Below are 18,375 nucleotides of genomic sequence, written 5' to 3' on the forward strand. Positions count from 1 at the left end.
GATAGAAAGCGTGTATCTTACCTTGCGGCGCCTAGTGTGTCATTATGCTGCGGAATTTCAGCTCGCCTCTAGGGGAAGCGGCTTTGTTATAATGCGCTTGAGGCTACCTGAAAATTGGTTTTCTATTTTTCAGGTAGCCTGCGTTATGGTTTAGATTGAGTGTGAAAGGTTGGTTTATGCGGATTCGTGCGTGCAATGCTGTGCTGAAACGCGGTGTGGCGGCGGGGTTGTTGGCGCTGCTTGGAGCCTGCTCGCTGGTGAACTATCGGCCGGTGGCTACTATTTCGAAAGTAGATACCACGCAGGGCTACCGGCTGGAGCAGAGCATTGCGCAGCAAAACGACGATGTATTCGTGGTGCTGCTGTTTTCCGGCGGCGGCACGCGCACGGCGGCTTTGGGCTACGGCGTGCTCGAAGAGCTGGCCAAGCAGCCGGTGTACATCGAAGGGCGGGAAAAACCGCTGCTCGATAGCGTGGACTTGGTGTACGGCGTGTCCGGCGGCTCGGTGCTGGCTACTTATTATTCGCTCCATGGGCGCGATACCATCCCTGCATTTGAACAGCAATTCTTGAAGCAGAATTTCCAAAAACTGGTAAGCCGGCAAGTGTTCTCGCTGGCCAACCTGCCGCGCCTGACCTCGCCTGAATTCGGGCGCGGCGATTTGCTGCAGGAGCAGTTTGAAGCCAGCCTGTTTGGCCACGCCACCTTCGGTGATTTGGCCAGTCGGCGCAAAGGCCCGTTTGCCGTGGTGTCGGCCACCGATATGTCGATAGGGCGGCGCTTTGATTTCACGCAAGAATTTTTCGACATGATGTGCCTCAACCTTTCCGATTTGCGCCTGGCGCGCGCTGTGGCCGCCTCCAGCGCCGTACCCGTGGTGTTCAGCCCGATTACGATTAACAACAACGGCGGCAACTGCGGCTACACCCTGCCGCCGCGCCTGCAAAACGCGCTGGAACACGGTAGCGACGAGCAGCAGCAAGCCCGAACCCGCCGCGAGTTTGGCCAAGAGTTGGCGCTATATCAAGACAGCAAAAACCGTCCTTATGTCCATTTGCTCGACGGCGGTCTCACCGACAACCTCGGTTTGCGCGGCCTACTGGAAGCCACTGAAATCTATCCCAGCCAAATTCTGCACCGCCAGCTGGCCAACCAAAACGTGCGCAAAATCATCGTGATCAGCGTAAACGCGCAAAACCAGCTCGACAGTACCATCGACCAAAGTGCCAAAGTGCCCGGCCTCTACGATGTGTTGGGCGCCATCATCAACGTGCCCATCGACCAAAATTCGCAAGAGTCGCTACGCCGCATCCGTGCTGTGGCCGACCAATGGAACAGCCAGGCCGGTAGCCGCCGAGGCCAGCCGATCAGCCTGCATTTCGTGAGCCTAAGCTTGCGAGATTTGCCCGACTCCACCCTGCGCAAAAACGTGCTCAATATTTCCACCAGCTTTTACCTGCCGCGTGAGGACATCAACAACCTGAAAGAAGCCGCCCGCGTGCTGATGCGCCAATCGCCCGAATACGCCCGGGTGCTGGCTGCCTTATCGAAAGAAGCGGGGTCAGAATCAGGGGCACAAGAAGGCTCGACTGCGCCGGCTCAAGATGCCTGCAAAAACGGCACAGCGGCAACCAGGGCAGATTGTTTGGAGGAAGGTGAGGCAGAGTGAGGATAGTTGGTTAAGCTGGAAGGCTACCTGAAAGATTTCAGGTAGCCTTTTATAGTGGGTGGATATCAAACTAAGCTAGTGTTAGCTTGCTTTATCGTATTGATCAGCTTTCAGGGAGCCTGCTTTTTACGTGCGCCCCACACGAACAGCGCCACACCCGCCCATACCCACAGATAACCGGTAAACTGCATACGGCTGAACGGCTCGTGGAAGGCGGTGAGGCCGAGTAGGAATTGCAGGCTGGGCGAGAGGTATTGCAGTATGCCGATGGTGGTGAGGCGGATGCGTTGCGCGGCGGCGGCAAACAGCAGCAGCGGAATCATGGTGGCGGCACCGCTGCCGATTACAATGGCCAAGGGCAGGGGCGGCAATTGGGTGAAGACCAGGCTGCCGTGCCAATAATGCCAGCCAAGATACAGGAGGGCAAAGGGCAGCAACATCAGTGTTTCCAGCGTGAAGCCGGGCAGGGCTGGCAGCGGGGCAAGTTTACGCAACAGGCCGTATATGCTCCAGCTCACACCGATGCCCAGTGCAATCCAAGGCATCTGCCCGCCCCATGCGGAAAGCCACACCACGCCCACGATGGCTAAAAGAATCGCGCCGATTTGCAGCGGGCGCAGGGCTTCGCGCAGAAACAGTCGGCCGCAGAAGATGCTGGCGAGGGGTGCGATGAAGTAGCCCAGGCTGGCTTGCAATACCTGCCGTTGGGTGATGGCAGCCAAATAGAGCAGCCAGTTTGCCGCCAATAGGGTGGAACAGATGGCGAAGGCGGTGAGGGTTTGGCGGCTTTTGACGGCTTGTACGAGTTGGGTGCGGGCAGAAGGTGAGCAGGCTACCGCGCCGATGGCGAGCAGCGATGCCCATACGATACGGTGTGCCATCAGTTGCCCGGCGCCGATGGGCTGGCCGACTAGGGGCAGCCAGTAGAGCGGGAAAAAGCCCCAAATCAGGTAGCAGCCGATGACGCAGTAGAGGCCGCGGCGGTATTCGGTGGAGTGGGTGGTATTCATGATGTGTTGGCGGATGGTGTAGAGACTACCTGGAAGTGTTGGCTTCAGCGTGGCCATAGCTTAAGTGTTTATATTTTCATGCGGTGTGGATGCACCTTGCTGTATTACTTGTACTCTGCCGCTTGCTACCTTACATGAAAAAATAAGTGTTTAGCTATCGAATCAAACGAAACCTATAAGCCAGTTTGTTTGGGTTACACGAGAACGGTAGAGGCTACCTGAAAATCCGTCGGGCGGTTTCAGATAGCCTCTATACAGCCGTTTGGCCGTTACATCAGGTTCAAATCACTTACACGCTCGAAGATGTGCGTACTTTCGCGGCCTTCTTCGTAGAGCTTGATGCGCAGGCGCAAGTCGTTGGCGGATTCGGCCTGGCGCAGGGCTTCGTCGTAGTCGATTTCGCCGTTGATGTAGAGGCGGAACAAGTCTTGGTCGAAGGTTTGCATGCCGTCGTCCTCAGCGCGTTCCATCAGCTCGCGAGCCTCAAGCAACTGGTTTTTGAATACGTGATCCTGCATAGCGGGGGTGTTGATAAGCAGGTCGATGATGGCATTTCGGCCTTTGCCGCCTTTTTTCAGCACCAAACGCTGGCCGATAATGGCCACTAGGTTCAACGCCAAGTCCATCAGAATTTGCGGATGCCGTTCTTCTGGGTACAAGTTCATAATACGCTCAACGGTTTGGCTGGCGTTGGTGGCGTGGATGGTGAAGAAGCACAAGTGGCCGGTTTGCGCCAGTTGTAGGGCGTACTCCATGGAGTGTTCGTTACGTACCTCACCCACGCAGACTACATCGGGCGCCTGACGCATGGCGCTTTGCACGGCTGCACCCCAGCTGTGGGTATCAAGGCCGACTTCGCGTTGGGTGATGATGCTCTTGATCGGGCTGTGAATATACTCGATCGGGTCTTCGATGGTTACGATGTGGCCGGCGGAGTGTTTGTTACGCCAGTCGAGCATCGCGGCCTGCGAAGTGGATTTACCGGAACCGGTGGGGCCGGCCAGAATAATCAGGCCGCGCTTGCGCATGGAGAGCTCTTTGAGCACTTGCGGCAGGCGCAGGTCGTCTATGGTGAGAATGTTGGTGGTGATGCGGCGCATTACCAAGCCGATGCGGCCTTGTTCATGGTAGGCGTTCACACGGAAACGGATACCGTTTTGTGATTGCAGGGAGTAGTTCAGCTCCCATTCCACCGGGAATTTGGCTTTCTGCTCGTCGTTGAAGGTGGAGTAAACGATTTGTGCGGCTTCTTCTTCGGCGAGCGGTTTTACCGGAATCGGCACCAGCGTACCGTCGATTTTGAACGAAGGCGGGAAGTTGCTGCTGATGAAGATATCGGAAGCGTTGCGTTTGAGCGATTCATCGGCCATTTTTTCCAGTAGCGGGTGCAGTTTGGCGCGCTCGCGGGTTAAGTGCTGGTTCGGGCCGTGGCCAATAGGCTGTGCCGGCGCGGCATGCAGCGGCGGATGGCTAGACACGGCTGGTGCGGGACGGGCGGTAGGCTGCTGCGGGGCAGTCTGAGCCAGAGTCGGTTTGGCTGGGGTCTGCATTGGTTGGGCGGCATGGGGTGCAAGGGCTGCTGCGTATTTAGATTTAAGTTGCGGCTGCGGTTGTGCTGCTTGCGGCTGCACTGGTTGGGCAGGCGGCGTAATGGGCTGTGCCACGAAACCTGGTTCAATCAATTCCGGTTTGCCGAATGTGCTTTCGGGCAAATCGGGCAGCGGCGGAATATCGAGTGTACCAGTGGCCAGCTGGCTTTCCATGGAAGCCAAATTGCCATTCGGCATCATGGCGGCAGTAACGGGAGTGGGTTCGGGCGGTAGGTCGTCGCGTTGGTTGGCCATTTCGGAGAGCAGCTCGGCCAAGTTTTGTTTGTGCTGATCGTTTGACATGATGTTTTCCCTTGTACGATTGTCGGTTTAGACGAGTTGGTCGGGGTTCTGCGCTTTGGCGCGGGCGGCATCGATGCTGATAATGCCGCGTCTGAGCAGGGCCTGCAGGGATTGGTCGAGCGTCTGCATACCGTGTGCTTGGCCGGTTTGCAGGGCAGAACCGATTTGGGCGATTTTGTTTTCGCGGATCAGGTTGCGCACGGCGGCGGTGGAAATCAGGATTTCGTGCGCGGCCACGCGGCCTTTGCCGTCTTTGGTTTTGAGCAGGGTTTGCGAAATCACGGCGCGCAGTGATTCGGAAAGCATGGAACGCACCATCTCTTTTTCGCCGGCGGGGAACACGTCGATAATACGGTCCACGGTTTTGGCTGCACCGGTGGTATGCAGGGTGGCGAATACTAGGTGGCCGGTTTCGGCGGCGGTGAGCGCCAAACCGATGGTTTCCGGGTCGCGCATCTCACCCACCAGGATGATATCCGGGTCTTCACGCAGTGCGGAGCGCAGAGCGTTGGCGAAGCTGTGGGTGTGTTGGTGTAGTTCGCGTTGGTTCACCAAGCATTGTTTACTCTGGTGCACAAACTCGATCGGGTCTTCGATAGTGAGGATGTGGTGGTGATGGTTTTCGTTGATGTAGTTGATCATCGCTGCCAGGGTGGTGGATTTACCGGAACCGGTGGGGCCGGTTACCAGCACCAGGCCGCGCGGCTGGTCGGAAATTTTTTGGAATACTTTGGGCGCGTTCAATTCTTCCAGTGTGAGTACTTTGCTGGGAATAGTACGGAATACGGCAGCCGGACCGCGTTCGGTGTTGAATGCGTTCACACGGAAACGGGCGATGTTGGGCAGTTCGAAGGAAAAGTCGGTTTCCAGCCGTTGTTGGTAGTCTTTGCGCTGGTGGTCGTTCATGATGGAAGAGATCATGTTGCCCACTTCTTCGGCGCTCATTTCCGGCAGGTTGATGCGGCGCACGTCGCCGTGCACGCGGATCATAGGTGGTAGGCCAGCGGAGAGGTGCAAGTCGGATGCTTTGTTTTTCACGCTGAACGCGAGTAGGTCGGTAATCTGCATGGCGTTTGAAACTCCCTTTTCAGTAATTTTTTTGCAGTTTTGCTAAAAACAGTTCATTGTAAATACAGATGGCAGGATAAATAAAGGAAAACTTGTATTTTCATGTAAAATTGGCGGTTATCTGAAACAGGATACAGGGTTTTGGCATGTTTCTGGCTATTGGCCGGGATGATGCCCAGTCAGACAGAGGCTACCTGAAAATCCATTCTGTTTATTTTTCAGGTAGCCTCCTGCAATCTACCGGCCAATCAAACGCCATTCCAAACACCCTTTCTTAATCATGATGACCTCGCAACAAAAAGGCCTAGCCTGGACGGCGGCGATGGCGCTGTTTATGCAGTCGCTGGACGCCACTATTTTGAATACTGCGCTGCCGGTGATGTCGGCAAGCCTGCACGAATCGCCGCTGCAAATGGAGCTGGCCATCATCAGCTATGCGCTTACTGTGGCCGCGCTGATTCCACTATCGGGCTGGCTGGCCGACCGGCTGGGTACGCTCAACGTGTTCCGGCTGGCGGTGGCGGTGTTCGTGCTCGGTTCGGTGGCCTGCGCCGCCTCGCCCACTTTAAACTGGCTGGTGCTGGCACGGATTTTGCAGGGCGTGGGTGGCGCGCTGATGATGCCGGTGGCGCGGCTGGCGATTATCCGCACCGTGCCCAAATCGGAATTGGTGGCGGCGTGGAATTTAATGTCGATGACCGGCCTCATCGGCCCCATCGTCGGGCCGATTTTGGGCGGTTGGATGGCGGTAAACCTTTCTTGGCACTGGATTTTCTTCATCAATATTCCCATCGGCCTGTTCGGCATCGCCATTGCCGGACGCTATATGCCCAATGTGCGGGCCGCCGTGCAGCCCTTGGATTGGCTGGGCTTTTTGCTGTTTGCCGGTGGCCTGGTGGGGATTACCTACGGGCTGGAGCTGGCGGCGGAAAACCTGCACAACGGCCGCCGCGCCCTAGTAGTTATCGGGCTGGGTGCGGCGGCCATGTGGCTGTATGCCGCGTATGCGCGGCGTGCTAAAAATCCGCTGCTGCCGCTTTCGCTGTTCCGGGTGCATACTTTCAGTATCGGGCTGGCAGCGAACCTGATGTTCCGCGTGCTCTCTTCCGGCATCCCCTTCCTGGTGCCGCTGATGCTTCAGGTAGCCTTCGGCTACAATGCCGAAATGGCGGGCTGGATGCTCGCGCCGGTGGCGTTGAGCTCGATTTTGATGAAACCGTTTACTGCGCCGATTCTGGTGCGCTTCGGCTATAAAGGTACGCTCTTGGGTGTGGCCGTGGCTATGTCGGCCGTGGTGGCTGCGCTGTCGCTGCTCGATTCGCACAGCTCGATAACGTTTTACATGCTGCTGGCCACCTGCTTCGGCCTGTGCCAATCCCTGATGTTCACCGCCATCAACACTCTTACCATCGGCGATTTGTCGAACGAAGAAGCCAGCGCGGGCTCGACCATGCTCAGCGTGGTGCAGCAGGTGGGCATCGGCATCGGCATTGCCGTGGCCGCCGTGATTTTGGGCGCATACCGTGCCGCCGTGGGCGAAACCGGCGCGCTGCTGGAACAGGCCTTCAGTTACACCTACCTGTCGCTGGCTACCTTCGGCCTGGTGCTACTGTGGCTGTTGGCCAAACTGCATTCCGGCGACGGCGGGCATTTAAACCGTAAGGCTACCTGAAACCTTCATCCGCACATTTGAATAGATTTGAAAGCCATCATGAGCAATACCACCCCCAACTACCTTACCCCAGTCGGCTGGCAGGCATTGAAAGACAAGCTCTATCAGCTGGTGAACAAAGAGCGCCCCGAAATCGTGCAAATCGTCAACTGGGCCGCCTCCAACGGCGACCGCAGCGAAAACGGCGACTATCTCTACGGCAAATGCCGCATGCGCGAAATCGACCGCCGCATCCGCTTCCTCACCAAACGGCTGGAAGCGGCGCAAGTGGTCGATCCCGAAACCCGCGAAGCCACCGACCAAATCTTTTTCGGCGCCACCGTGGAACTGCTGCGCGGCAACGGCGAAGAGCAAACCGTGCGCATCGTGGGCGTGGACGAAATCGACACCGCCCGCCACAAAATTTCCTGGACTTCCCCGCTCGCCCGCGCCTTGCTCAAAGCCCGCGAAGGCGATGAAATTGTGTTCCACGGGCCGGAAGGCAGGGAGGAAATCGAAGTGTTGTCTGTAGCTTATGTGAAGATAGAGTAGAGGGCAGATATATCGTGTAGGGAAAGGCTACCTGAAAATTTTCAGGTAGCCTTTTGCTGGCGTAAAGCGGTGTTGCCATGCTTAAACAACATCCGTTTTTAGCCGGCCTGGTGCAGAGATGACGGCCATGCTTGGATAGTGTTCCGACAGGTATAAAACTTATTCCTACAAGGTTGCAGGCTACCTGAAATTTAGCAGATTGACTGAAACGAAATGATGGGCTAGTTTCAGGTAGCCTTTCATCATATTGCAGGCTATAATCTGCCGCCATTAGTCGGGGTGCCGCAGAGGCGGCTGAGAAAATACCCGTTGTACCTGATACAGCTAGGGTCTGCCGGCAATTACTGGTTTCCGCGTCTTCTCGTTTCCAAAGCAGCATCTTCCGCGTTGGCAATCCTCGCAAGGTGTACAACCTTGCTGTGGTTTCCGCCTTGAATCTACCGCCTTGGGAACAAAAATCCACTTGGAAAAGTAATTGCCAACAGCCCCAATACTGGCGTAGGAAACTATGTGGGTGGCTAGGCATCAAACAGTACAGTTTGATAACAGGCTACCTGAAAGCGAAGCTGAAGAGCCCGCCATATTCTCTTGATACAACACCATTTCTCGCCCGATCCAATAGCGGGCGTTTTTCTTGCCCGTGCCGCCAATCAATAGGAATAAAGTAATATGGAAATCAAATATCTAGATCAAGTTCGTGCCCGTAATCCGCTGGTGCACAATATCACCAATATCGTGGCGGCCCATTTCTCGGCCAACGGCCTGCTTGCAATTGGTGCTTCGCCGATTATGGCCGACAGCGTGGACGAAATGGCGGAGCTGGCAGCGGTGAGTTCGGTAGTGGTGCTGAACATCGGCACGCTGAACAAGCAGAAGGTGGAAGCCATGCTGGTGGCGGGCAAGTCGGCCAACCGTGCGGGCGTGCCGGTGGTGCTTGATCCGGTAGGCGCAGGCTTTACCCAGCTGCGGCGCGAAACCACGGCGCAGCTGTTGGCAGAAATCCGATTTGCTGCTGTGCGCGGCAATGCGGGCGAAATGGCGCACATTGCCGGGGTGGAATGGCATGCCAAAGGCGTAGATGCAGGCAGCGGCTCGGCCGATTTGCACAGCATCGCCCAACGCATTGCGCAGCAATACGGTTGCGTTGCCGCCATCAGCGGCGAAACTGACTACGTTTCCAACGGCAGCCGCACCGCTAAATTGAATAACGGCACGCCGCTGTTCCCCAAAGTAACCGCTTCCGGCTGCCTGTTGAGCACGGTGGTGGGCGCATTTGCCGCTGTGGCCGCGCCGGAAGACTATCTGCACGCCGTGGCCGAAGCCTGCACCGTGTATGCCGTGGCGGGCGAATTGGCGGCGCAGGGCTTGCAGCCTTCGCAGAGCGGCTCGTTCGCATGGGAGCTGATCGACAGCCTGGCCGCTGTATCAGCACAGGAAGTAGCGGCACGCGCGAAAGTAGAATGGATTTAACGGCTTAATTAGGAGAGAACAGATGACGCAAATTGCACAAGCCCTTACCATCGCCGGCTCCGACAGCGGCGGCGGCGCCGGCATTCAGGCCGATTTGAAAACCTTTCAAATGCGCGGCGTGTACGGCATGAGCGTGCTGGCGGCGGTAACCGCGCAAAACACTCTCGGCGTGCAGGCCATCCACGGCGTGCCGCTCGATATTATCCGCGCACAAATCGATTCCATCGCCGCCGATTTTAGCTTCGCAGAAACTCGCGATGCTCGTTTTCAGGTAGCCGCTTTTAAAATCGGCATGCTCGGCACGGCCGAAGTGATTGAATGTGTGGCGGAAAAACTGACAGGCAAACCGTTTGGCCGGCTGGTGCTTGATCCGGTGATGGTGGCCAAGGGCGGTGCGCCGCTGTTGCAGCAAAACGCCGTGGCCGCGCTCAAACGGCATTTGCTGCCGCTGGCCGACGTGCTCACGCCCAACCTGCCCGAAGCCGAAGCGCTGACCGGCATCGATATCCAAACTGATGCCGACGCCGAACGCGCCGCCCGCATCTTGCAGGAAGCCGGTGTACAAACCGTGGTGATTAAAGGCGGCCACAGCGGCGAATCGCAAAGCGAAATCTGCCGCGACTGGGTGTTTATGCCCGACGGGCAGTTCACTTTGGAAAGCCCGCGCTTCCCCACCCCGCACACCCACGGCACCGGCTGCACCTTCTCCGCCTGCCTCACCGCCGAGCTGGCCAAAGGCGCAGCGGTGGAAGCGGCCATCCGCACCGCCAAACAGTGCATCACCGCCGCCATCTCGCAGCCCATCAATATCGGCCATGGCCACGGGCCGGTAAACCATTGGGCGATGATGTGTGCAGAGTGAAGAAAGCAAGCAGACAGCTTGGCTGTGTGCAAAGGCTACCTGAAAAGATTTGGCTTCGTTGGAGCTGATGTTTTCAGGTAGCCTTCGTGTATATGGCTGGAAGGTTACCTGAAACTCGATGTGCTGAAACAAACGGCTTGGAACAAGATTCCAAGCCGTTTGTTTATTGTGCCAATTCTGCCCGGAACACGCCGCGCGAGGCGTTGGAGAGGCGGATTTCTTCGGCGTGTTCCAGCATGTCGCGGGTGATGTGCGTTTCGATGACTGTATTTGTGCCCAAGTAGGTTTGCGGCTGCTGCAACACGGCTTGGCGCATGACGCCGTTTAGGATGTCCAAATCCAGAGACGGGGTGAGCCATTGTCCTTGGTATTTGACGAACACGTTGCTTCTGCCGCCTTCGAGCAGGAGGCCGTTTGAATTGAAAAACAGGCTGTCGAATGCGCCCTGCGTTTCGGCGGTTTGCCATGCTTGGTCGTACAGGGCGCGGCGGGTGGTTTTGAAGCGGCGCAGGTAGTCGCGGCGCGGGAGGGGTTGCGGGGCGGGGATGATGCGCTGGGAAGCAGGCAGTTCAGCGGTGGCGGCATGGCTGAGGATGAGGCCGTCTGAAACGAGTTCGGTTTTCAGGCGGAACAGGCCGTCGGGCAAGTCGGCGATGTATTGCCGGATTCGGGTTTCGCAGTCATCGGGCAGGGGCAGGTTGAGGGCTTGGGCTGAGGTTTTCAGACGACCTAAATGCAGGTCGAGCAGGCGGCATTGCCTGTTTTCCACGCGCATGGTTTCGAAGATGCCGAAGGCGGGGCGCAATTCGTTGAGGAAACGGGCTTTCCAGCCGCATTCCCGATATTCGGCGGCGGGGTCGCTGTCGATGACGATGCCGGAACCGACGCCATACACCCCTTGATAGAGGTCGTCTGAAATCGGGTCTGAAACAGGTTTGAGCGACAGGGTGCGGATGACGACGTTGAATATGCCTTCAAATCCCAGCCCGCCCGCGCAGGGGTTCAGGTAGCCGATGCTGCCGGTGTACAGGCCGCGCGGTTCGGCTTCGAGCGATTCGATAATCTGCATGCTCATGAGTTTGGGTGCGCCGGTGATGCTGCCGTAGGGGAAGGCGGCGCGGAGGATGTCGGCGAACGAGGTGTTTGGCAGGGCTTGGGCTTGGATGGTGCTGGTCATCTGCCAGACGCTGCCGAAACGCGATACTTTAAACGGCTCGGGCACGCGCACTTTGCCAGTTTGGGCGATTTTGCCGAGGTCGTTGCGCAGCAAATCGACAATCATCACGTTTTCGGCGCGGTTTTTTGGGTCGTTTTGCAACTCGGCGGCGCGGCGTTCGTCTTGCCCGTCGCCCAAAATCGGCGCGGTGCCTTTCATCGGTTCGGTGCTGATGGTGCCGTCCGCACCGATTTTGAGGAAGAGTTCGGGCGAGAAACACAGCATTCACGCAGATTTCCCCTCCGTATCGGGCAGGTGGGACAAGACGGCATACAGAACGGGTTGGCGCAGGCGGCAAACCAATGTAGAGCAAGATTGCGCCGCGTTCAGACTCAATCCCCATTAGCGGCAAACCGAATTCGTAGTCTGCAAACAACACAGCATGCAGCCCTTTTGCAGCGTATCATCCAGCGAATCCAGTTCGTTATGATGGAAAAGGCGGATTTCCACATGATTTTGATAGAGTTTTTCGCGGCCGCTCACAGCATCGTCAAACAGGGTGAAATAGGGTATGGCTGTGAATGGGCAAGATATGAATGATAGGATCATACGCGCTTTAGGGGATGGAGTTTGGGTTTACCTGAAAAACGGATGATGGTTTTCAGGTAGCCTCATTACCATGAAACATGGATATAACTAAAGCGAATTGAATCTGCCATGGTGTAAACGCCATCTGGACTGCGGGAGAACAAAGGACAGTTGGTGGGAACAGCCGGCAAAGCGGCTGCGGCTTTACAAAGGGGCAGAAGGCTACCTGAAAAAGCATTTCCACTCCGCTTAACTATGCAAAAGCGGGTGAAACAAACGGCCAATCAGCGCTCGGGTATGGGCAAAGCCAGCCGTAGCGGTCTTCAGCCAAGCCGTATTGGATGTCAGTAATCGCATTGTGGATGGCTGTGCCATGCTCTTGGCTTTGCTGAAGCCGCGCGCGATAAATATCCCCACTTCGGCGCGATAAATCAGTCCTGATATTATTGCACCCTATGCAACAACGTTACAAATCCCACCTTACTTGGTGGGATTTTTTACATCAAGCCGGCTCTGCCTGCTCTGCGTTGATGGGGTAATTGGCAATCAACAGCTCGTCAGCCTCGGTGGTGGCCTCTTTGTTGATACTGTAGCGCAGGCTGACCTCTTTAAACTGGAAGCCGGTGAAGATCTCCCTAATGGCCGGCACGTCGTTAATCGACAGCAGGAAGCGCCCTTTGATGTGGCGTAGCTGCTCGGCCAGCCGTTCGAAGTCAGCCTTAGCAAAGATGCCTTTGCCGTACATCGTCTCACAGTCCCAATACGGCGGGTCGATGTAGAAGAAGGTGCCGGGCTTGTCGTAGCGGGCGATGAAGTCGTCGTAGTTGAGCCGCTCCAGCATCACCCCCTGCAGGCGTCGGTGGCTGTGTTGCAGCTCCTCGGCCAACCTGTCGGCGCGGAACTTGGGCGGGCGCGTGCTGGTGGCGGCGCAGCAGAACTCGGCCACCTTGCCGCCGAAACCCATGCGGTGCAGATAGAGGAAGCGCACCGCACGCTGGATGTCGGTCAGGGTGGTGGGGTTGCAGTGCTGCAGCCGGCAATACTCATCGCGGCTGGGCAGCAGGTATTCCGCCTGCCGCAGCAGCTCGGGCAGGTGGTTTTGAACACACCTATATAGATTGATGACATCAGCGTTGATGTCGTTGATGGCCTCCACTTTGGATGGCGGCTTTTTGAACAGCACCCATGCCGCACCGCCGAACACTTCGGCGTAGCAGGTATGGTCTGACGGGATTAACGGAATAATGGTACCGGCCAGGCGGTATTTGCCGCCCAGCCAGCCCCTAAGCGGACTGACGGGATGGGTGTTGCCCATGATGCTTGTTCCTTGAAGTTTGGCGCTCACGGGCACTCCGGGTTGTTAAAGAACCAAATTGGTTGACCGCTTTGCAGCGCGGGCATTTGATTTCCAATTGCCCCTCGCCTTTGGCCAACAGCTTATTGCAGTTTTTGCAACGATATTGCATTTTTGCAGCTCCCACATTACCAGTATGTTAGAATCCGCCCGCCTCTAGAGGTGGCGGCCTTGGGTCATGCAGGCTATCTCTGCGTGGCTGGCGCGGTTTGGTGGGCAAACACCGGCCGCGCCGCCGTCCTACTTATTGCGTATACCCGCCCCTGTGGCGGGTATTTTTATGCCTCCTCCTTATATAGGGCGGGTACGATAACAGCGAGGTCGTTGGGCGACCAGCGCCAGCTTTCAGGCAGCCTCAACGCGGTGGCGCACCACTCGGAGCAAAACCAGCGGCGGCGGTTTTGCGGCAGCCCGAAGGCGATACCCAATGCGCCCATCAGGTCGTAGCCCTGCCCCTCGGTGGACGTCCACACCCTCTGCAGCTGCTCGTGTACCTCAGGGACGGAGGACAGCGGGATCAAGTCCCATTTAGCCGCCGGCAGCGGCATCACTTTGCAGCGCACGCCCTTGTCACGAATGGAAGCGGAGTAGCAGGTATAAACCGATGCCTGCGGATGCTCGCGCACCACAATCTCGGCATGGCTGTACTGGCCGCGGGTCAGTTTGCGCGTGAGCCAGTCGGTCGCCCTAGCGCACCACACGCGCCAGCCGCTGCCGTCGCGGCGGCCTTTGTATAGAGCGAGATAGATTTGTTGCCGGTTCATTTTTCTACCTCCTCAAGTTCGGCGGCAGCCTGTTCGTAGTTGGCTGTCCAGCCGTCTGAATAATCGTATTCCAGCGGGTTTTCGGCTTTGAGCATGGCGGCTTTATGGCGTTCGGCATTGGCAAAATCTGCCTGCTCATCCACTACCATCTGCGTAGTCATTTCATCCAGCAGTTCGCGGGTCATGAGGACAAAATCGTTTTCCATCGTTTTCCACTTCAGATTCGGCGGTAGCGTTTTCATGGTGCGCAGCAGGATGTATTGGGTTCGGCTCTCATCGTTGGTGTAAAACCACTTGCCCACGCTTTTGACAAACACCCCGTGCCGCAGGTTGTCGTAGCGCTTGGCCTTGATGCGCTCCCACATTTCATCCTGCTGCTCGGCTTTGAGCCGGGCGGCGCACTCGGGGTCGATGTGCCATTGCTCGCCGTCCCAAGTGCTGGATGGGCAAGGCGGCTGCTCGGCTAGCACGGGCTTGCCGTCTTTGCCCGGCATAATCACTTGCCCGGCGGACTGGCCGGATAGCAGTGCCGCGTGCTGCTCGGGGCTGATGGCTACCGCATCTTCAGGTAGCCTGCTGTGGATGGTGCTGTCATAAAAACCGCCGCTGGATTGTGAGTAATACAGTGTCATGAGTTATCTCCCGTTATTTGCCGATGGCACGCCATAAAAAGCCCTGGAAATCATTGGCCGCCGCACCTTGAGCCCATGTGTTAAGCATGGCGCTAAAGCCGGTGGACGTTATCTCTCCCGCGCCGATGGTTAAGTCCGTGCCCACCGAGCCCGACCGGCCGCTGCTTTTGGCAGTGATTTGCACGTTGTAGCACGCATTCGGGAAGGCGATTGGGAACGTTACCTTAACCGGCCCCTCGCCTTGCCAGCTCATCAACACCTCGCCCCATTGGTCGATGAGGTCGTTGGGCAGTTTGGTGTAGCCGTTGGTGCTGGCTTGGTGCTGCATGGCAGCGGCCATCTGCTGCTTAACCGTTTCGCCCAAGTCGCTGATTTCGGCGGCGCGGTGGGTGTGCCCTTTATCGGATTTATTTTGCAACTGCGCGGCCAGCGTGGAAGCGTCCAGCGTGCCGGCATTGCTGACTGTGCCGTAGGCTTTGACCCACATCACCACATCATCTAGGCTGTCTTTAGCCTTGATGCACAGCACCATGCCGATGTATTTCGGCGTGTTGTCCTGGTAATAGGGCTTGGGCGTGTATTGGTCGGTGTAGGCGTGGTCGTAAGTGATGGGGACAGCGTGTTTTTGGTGGTATTTGCCGCTGCCGGCCTGTACATGCTCCTGCCCAAACATATCCGTGCCGTTGTTTTTTCCCTCGCCGCCGCCCAGTTGTCCGTAGATGACAAACATCGGGTCGCCGGCTTTGATTTGGTTGGGGTAATACTTATCCACCGGCAGGCGTTTGAGCAGCAGGTCGTCGTTGCCGTAGGCCACAAGCCCCAAAACATGATGATGGTCGCCTACCGTCCACGGGTATTGCTGGCCGATTTGGCCGCTGCTGCCCACGTTGCGCACAAAGTAATCATCTACCGGCTTGACGTTGGCAATGCTGCCGTACTGTGCCACCAGCTTGCGGTAGAGTTCGGGATAGGCGGACTGGGTAACCCTGGCGGCAATCTCGTCGTACTTAATCCAGCCGTCCGGGATGTCGCCAAACGGGAAATAGGCGGTCATGCCGATGTCGGAGCGCGTGAGGTTGGGCAGTTTGTTGCCACCCAATACACGGTGCAGGTCGGGATAGGTGGCCTGGGCAAAGGTGCTGCCGTCGGCTTTCAGGTAGCCCTCGGGGTTGGTAACGGCGCGCGGAAAGCCGATTACTGCGCCAATGGGCAGACCTTTGCCGGCGGACTCAACAGCCTTGTCATAAGCCGCCTTCACCGCCTTCGGCGTGGCCGCCTGCTCTTCGCTGTTGCTGTCAGTGGCAGACGAGAGCTGTACGATGCCGGCCTTAGTAGTGCTGGCCGCACCCGGTTTGTACTCTTCCTGTTTCTTCTTCAAATACTGCGTCCGCGCGGCCAGTTCCTTGGCCTGCCGGTTGGCAATGCCGTTCGGCCCGCCCAATACCGGGTCGGTGGTTTCCAGCTGGTAGATACCTTCCGTCCATTGCGGGTTGTCCAGTTCTTCCGTGATATTCGCCATTTTTAAGCTGCTCCAAAGTTAAAGTTGCCGTCGTAGGCCGCCCGCCCGTTGTAACGCAGGGGGACGGCCTGATAATCCAAGGCTGCCAACAGGCAGCGTGCCGGTGCGAAGGCGGCCAGCGTTTTGCGCAACAGCGCGGCCTGGTCGTTGGTAATCACGCTGTTCATGATGATGCGGTAGTGCGCCCAGTAGCTGCCGGCACCGTAAACATGGCTGCCGTTGTAGTTGATGCTGCCGTCGTAGGTTTGGCCAGTGAGCCCTTCAATAATCCGCACCTCACCAAACCCGAGCCGCCGCACAATCTCGCGGATGGCCCACGGCGTGCCTTTGTAGCGGTGCAGCTCGTACGCACCTTTAATCAGCTTGCGCCGCGCATCGTCGGATTCGGCCAGCCAGTAGCCGTCGGCACCCAGGATGCTGCGGCTTTCAGCCAACAGCGGCAGGTGTTCGGGGGCGACCAAATCGACTAGGCGCGGCATCAGCTGCGGCAGCTCGGCCAAATCCAAACGCAGTCCCAATTCGGCCAGGGCGCGGGCGCGTTGGTCGCGTTCGATGATGGCGGCGTAGGAAAGTTTGGCCATCGTCTAGCCCTCCGCCGTTTGTGCGGCAATGCGGATGGTGGCACGGGTGCAGCGCGCCCACTGGTCGGGCTTGACCACGGTCAGCGGCAGGTTATGCAGCACCACGTTATAAACACCGGCCACTTTCAGCGCACTCATGATGTCCAGCGGCACGATGTCCAAGCCGAGCCGGCTGCGGCGGGCGGCTTCATACACTGCCCATGCCTGTTCGGCCGCCGCTTTGGCGGTGCGGGCATCGGTGCCGGTAAACAGGGTCAGCTCGGCGTCCAGCGTGTAATCGACGGCGGTCGGGGCTTTGACCACTACGGTGTCGCACAGCGGGCGGCGTTTCTCGGCCGATAAGGCAGCCTGAATCTTGCCAATCAGCTCGGCATTTGGCAGGCCGTCTTTGGCCAGCACGGTTACCGCCACCCGCCCGCCTATAGGCTGGCCGCCGCCGTCGGTATCGTTGGCCACGTGCACGTCCACCACCGCCGGGCTGGCCTGCCGCGCCCAATATTGGTAGGCACCCACCGGCCCGGCTACGCTAAAGCTCTCCGGTGCCAGCAACACGCGCTCGCGGTAGGCTTCGTCGTCTTCAATTTCCACCCCACCGGCAGAAACGGTGGTGTTGCTGACGGCCACATCAATCGTCGGATGCAGCCGCTCGGCCAGACTGTTGATTTGGCCGACCGACCAACCGTTGCCCACGCTGCCGCTTTCCATACATTCCGCCGCCACTTCGGCACTGCTTTGGGCAGCAGTCAGCAGGGCGGCCTCGGTGGTAACAAAGCTGGTCTGCCCGGCATTAACCCGCGTGCCTTTGGGTACGGCGATTTGTTCCAAACCACTCAATACCGCAGTAAAGCGTAGGGTGGTCAGGGCGGGCTGCGCCTGCAGGCGCGGGGTAGACACGTCATCACCGCACAAGTCCAGCATCAGGCCGGTGGCAAAGCGCGGGTGCTGCTGGCGGTAGGCTTCGTTCACCTGCTGGCGCAGCAGGTGCTCGCGGTAGGCAAAGGTGTTGATCAGCAGCCGTTCGATATGGGCGGGCTGCAACACTTTGCCCGCCCGCTGCTCGTAGTCGGCGATGGTGGCGGCCAGGGTTTGTGCCAAGTCGTCATCGACAATCTTGACTTCTTCGCGTTTCAGTTTGCTCAAATCCATTTTCAGGTAGCCTCAAGCACAATGTCGGTGCGGTAGATTTCGCCCGCCACTTCATCCGCCACGCGCCAATGTACGGTCATGGTGATATGCGGGGCGTGGCCATCAAACGTGACCTGCTCGACCAGTGCCCGCTTTTCCCATGTTTGGATGGCGAGGATGACCTCGCGCACGGTGTTGGGGATAAATTCGTCTTCCGGGTAGTCGATGTAGTCGAACCAATTGCTGCCGAAATCCGGCCGCAGCACGTCGCTGCCCTTGCGGGTGGCGAGGATGTTTTCGATGCACTGGTTGATGTCGTCGAGGTCTTGCACGATGTCCTGCCCGCTCGCGAGAGGGGCGGGCTGCCAGTGGCGGCTGCGCGGGGTGGTCTGGGTAGTCATGGGCTTATTCTGCCTGCGCGGTGGCGGCGGGTCTTTTAAACGGGTTTAAAAAACAATCCCCGTATCGGGCGGGATACGGG

Annotated in this window: 17 protein-coding genes and 2 pseudogenes; 6 read left to right on the forward strand and 13 right to left on the reverse strand. The window is 57.8% G+C overall.

Translation table 11 applies throughout. The annotated features are described in order from the left end of the window. Positions 1 to 176 precede the first annotated feature (176 nt). Positions 177 to 1,670, forward strand: a complete 1,494-nt coding sequence (locus tag A7Q03_RS01035) for a patatin-like phospholipase family protein (RefSeq protein ID WP_067446588.1) — start codon at positions 177 to 179, stop codon at positions 1,668 to 1,670. A 110-nt stretch (positions 1,671 to 1,780) separates the two neighbouring features. Here the strand turns inward: A7Q03_RS01035 and rarD are convergent, their stop codons facing one another. The 3 genes from rarD to A7Q03_RS01050 all read right to left on the reverse strand — a co-directional run bounded on the left by rarD (position 1,781) and on the right by A7Q03_RS01050 (position 5,640). After that, on the reverse strand, positions 1,781 to 2,737 hold the full coding sequence (rarD, locus tag A7Q03_RS01040; RefSeq protein WP_231863692.1) for an EamA family transporter RarD: 957 nt from the start codon (positions 2,735 to 2,737) through the stop codon (positions 1,781 to 1,783). 212 nt (positions 2,738 to 2,949) lie between these two features. Further along, entirely contained in the window at positions 2,950 to 4,116 is a 1,167-nt protein-coding gene (locus A7Q03_RS01045; RefSeq protein ID WP_369799156.1) for a PilT/PilU family type 4a pilus ATPase, read from the reverse strand. Between the two features lie 483 nt (positions 4,117 to 4,599). Then, on the reverse strand, positions 4,600 to 5,640 hold the full coding sequence (locus tag A7Q03_RS01050; RefSeq protein ID WP_067446597.1) for a type IV pilus twitching motility protein PilT: 1,041 nt from the start codon (positions 5,638 to 5,640) through the stop codon (positions 4,600 to 4,602). Positions 5,641 to 5,786: 146 nt separating this feature from the next. Between A7Q03_RS01050 and A7Q03_RS10695 the strand changes: the two genes are divergently transcribed. The 5 genes from A7Q03_RS10695 to thiD all read left to right on the forward strand — a co-directional run bounded on the left by A7Q03_RS10695 (position 5,787) and on the right by thiD (position 10,175). Continuing rightward, positions 5,787 to 5,918, forward strand: coding sequence for a hypothetical protein (locus tag A7Q03_RS10695; protein WP_255361280.1), 132 nt, complete (start codon positions 5,787 to 5,789; stop codon positions 5,916 to 5,918). A gap of 2 nt (positions 5,919 to 5,920) precedes the next feature. Continuing rightward, the gene (locus A7Q03_RS01055) at positions 5,921 to 7,312 is read left to right on the forward strand and encodes a DHA2 family efflux MFS transporter permease subunit (RefSeq protein ID WP_082880636.1); all 1,392 of its coding nucleotides are present in this window, start codon (positions 5,921 to 5,923) and stop codon (positions 7,310 to 7,312) included. 39 nt (positions 7,313 to 7,351) lie between these two features. Beyond that, a complete protein-coding gene (gene greB / locus A7Q03_RS01060) occupies positions 7,352 to 7,843 on the forward strand; it encodes a transcription elongation factor GreB (protein ID WP_067447339.1) in 492 nt (163 codons plus the stop codon). A gap of 669 nt (positions 7,844 to 8,512) precedes the next feature. After that, on the forward strand, positions 8,513 to 9,313 hold the full coding sequence (gene thiM / locus A7Q03_RS01065; RefSeq protein WP_067446601.1) for a hydroxyethylthiazole kinase: 801 nt from the start codon (positions 8,513 to 8,515) through the stop codon (positions 9,311 to 9,313). Positions 9,314 to 9,335: 22 nt separating this feature from the next. Continuing rightward, complete coding sequence (gene thiD, locus A7Q03_RS01070) at positions 9,336 to 10,175, forward strand: bifunctional hydroxymethylpyrimidine kinase/phosphomethylpyrimidine kinase (RefSeq protein ID WP_067446603.1); 840 nt, start codon at positions 9,336 to 9,338, stop codon at positions 10,173 to 10,175. A gap of 163 nt (positions 10,176 to 10,338) precedes the next feature. Here thiD and A7Q03_RS01075 read toward each other — a convergent pair. From A7Q03_RS01075 to A7Q03_RS01110, 10 genes and pseudogenes are all read right to left on the reverse strand, one after another. Further along, positions 10,339 to 11,904 (reverse strand): annotated as a pseudogene (locus A7Q03_RS01075) (chorismate-binding protein). A 517-nt stretch (positions 11,905 to 12,421) separates the two neighbouring features. After that, a complete protein-coding gene (locus A7Q03_RS01080; RefSeq protein WP_231881746.1) occupies positions 12,422 to 13,264 on the reverse strand; it encodes a DNA adenine methylase in 843 nt (280 codons plus the stop codon). After that, positions 13,203 to 13,385, reverse strand: coding sequence for a Com family DNA-binding transcriptional regulator (locus A7Q03_RS09640; RefSeq protein WP_082880638.1), 183 nt, complete (start codon positions 13,383 to 13,385; stop codon positions 13,203 to 13,205). Before A7Q03_RS09640 ends, A7Q03_RS01080 begins: the two co-directional genes overlap by 62 nt. 166 nt (positions 13,386 to 13,551) lie before the next feature. Further along, complete coding sequence (locus A7Q03_RS01085) at positions 13,552 to 14,037, reverse strand: enoyl-CoA hydratase (RefSeq protein ID WP_067446607.1); 486 nt, start codon at positions 14,035 to 14,037, stop codon at positions 13,552 to 13,554. Then, positions 14,034 to 14,669 (reverse strand): DUF4376 domain-containing protein, encoded by a 636-nt coding sequence (locus A7Q03_RS01090; protein WP_067446608.1) that lies wholly within the window; start codon positions 14,667 to 14,669, stop codon positions 14,034 to 14,036. Before A7Q03_RS01090 ends, A7Q03_RS01085 begins: the two co-directional genes overlap by 4 nt. A gap of 13 nt (positions 14,670 to 14,682) precedes the next feature. Then, on the reverse strand, positions 14,683 to 15,927 hold the full coding sequence (locus tag A7Q03_RS01095; protein WP_082880666.1) for a tail fiber protein: 1,245 nt from the start codon (positions 15,925 to 15,927) through the stop codon (positions 14,683 to 14,685). Continuing rightward, positions 15,904 to 16,047 (reverse strand): annotated as a pseudogene (locus A7Q03_RS10810) (tail fiber protein); the annotation flags it as partial. The gene A7Q03_RS01095 and the pseudogene A7Q03_RS10810, both read right to left, overlap by 24 nt. Before the next feature lie 143 nt (positions 16,048 to 16,190). Further along, complete coding sequence (locus tag A7Q03_RS01100) at positions 16,191 to 16,769, reverse strand: phage tail protein (protein ID WP_023887382.1); 579 nt, start codon at positions 16,767 to 16,769, stop codon at positions 16,191 to 16,193. A gap of 3 nt (positions 16,770 to 16,772) precedes the next feature. Then, complete coding sequence (locus tag A7Q03_RS01105; RefSeq protein ID WP_067446612.1) at positions 16,773 to 17,915, reverse strand: baseplate J/gp47 family protein; 1,143 nt, start codon at positions 17,913 to 17,915, stop codon at positions 16,773 to 16,775. Positions 17,916 to 17,917: 2 nt separating this feature from the next. After that, complete coding sequence (locus A7Q03_RS01110) at positions 17,918 to 18,295, reverse strand: GPW/gp25 family protein (RefSeq protein WP_067446614.1); 378 nt, start codon at positions 18,293 to 18,295, stop codon at positions 17,918 to 17,920. Positions 18,296 to 18,375 lie beyond the last annotated feature (80 nt).

This window comes from Eikenella sp. NML99-0057 (genome assembly GCF_001648535.1).
Lineage (GTDB): Bacteria > Pseudomonadota > Gammaproteobacteria > Burkholderiales > Neisseriaceae > Eikenella > Eikenella exigua.